Here is a 915-nt window from a genome sequence, read left to right on the forward strand (position 1 = left end):
GTGATGCTCGCGGGTTCCACCCGGCCCTTCCTGTATAGTGAATACAGCACCACCATCACCAACGCCCACCAGTTACAGTTGATGGCACTGGACCTGAACGCCGACTACCGCGTGACCCGCGATATCGCTGCCAGCGCCACCGCCGGCAGCGATCTCAGCGGCATGTGGAGCACAGCGGGCTTTTCGCCCATCGGCAACACCTCGACGTTTTTCACCGGCGCCTTCGCCGGGCTGGGCCATACCATCGGTGAGCTGACCATCGCCCGGCCCACCCAGGATGGTGTCGGCCTGTTTGGCGCTACCGGCAACGGCGCGGCGATTCGCGATATCGGCCTTAGAGAGATCAACATAACGGGCCACAATTACGTTGGCGGGCTGGTGGGGGCCGCTATCGACAGCGATATCGCCGCCAACTACGCTACCGGGCAGGTAACAGGCAACGGTGCTGTTGGCGGGCTGGTGGGGTACGCTGACGGAAGCAATATCGCCGCCAGCTACGCTACCGGGCAGGTAACGGGCGACACTTTCGTTGGCGGGCTGGTGGGGATCGCTGACCGCAGCGATATCGCTACCAGCTACGCCACCGGGCAGGTAACGGGCAACAATTACGTCGGCGGGCTGGTCGGGTATAACTGGAATGGCAGCATCAGCGATGCCTTCCGCGCCACCACCGACGCCAATGGCGACCCCATCAATACTGGCTGGAACAGCTTTGGCACCGGTAGGACCTGGGATCAGTTGACCCAACTGGATACCTTCGTCGGTTGGGATATCGACGGCCAGGGCGACACCGATACGGTATGGCGTATTTACGAGGGGCATACCACGCCGCTGCTGCGCGGCTTCCTGACGCCTGTCACGGTGACGGCCAACGATGCCACCGCCACCTACGATGGCACTGTCCATACCAGCGGC

Annotated in this window: 1 protein-coding gene; it reads left to right on the plus strand. The window is 62.8% G+C overall.

Translation table 11 applies throughout. From position 1 onward, the window contains the following. Positions 1–915: GLUG motif-containing protein (locus HP566_RS02660; RefSeq protein ID WP_284041285.1), on the plus strand; the 915-nt coding region annotated here is incomplete at both ends.

Origin of the sequence: Vreelandella olivaria, from assembly GCF_023507745.1 — a bacterium.
Classification (GTDB): domain Bacteria; phylum Pseudomonadota; class Gammaproteobacteria; order Pseudomonadales; family Halomonadaceae; genus Vreelandella; species Vreelandella olivaria_A.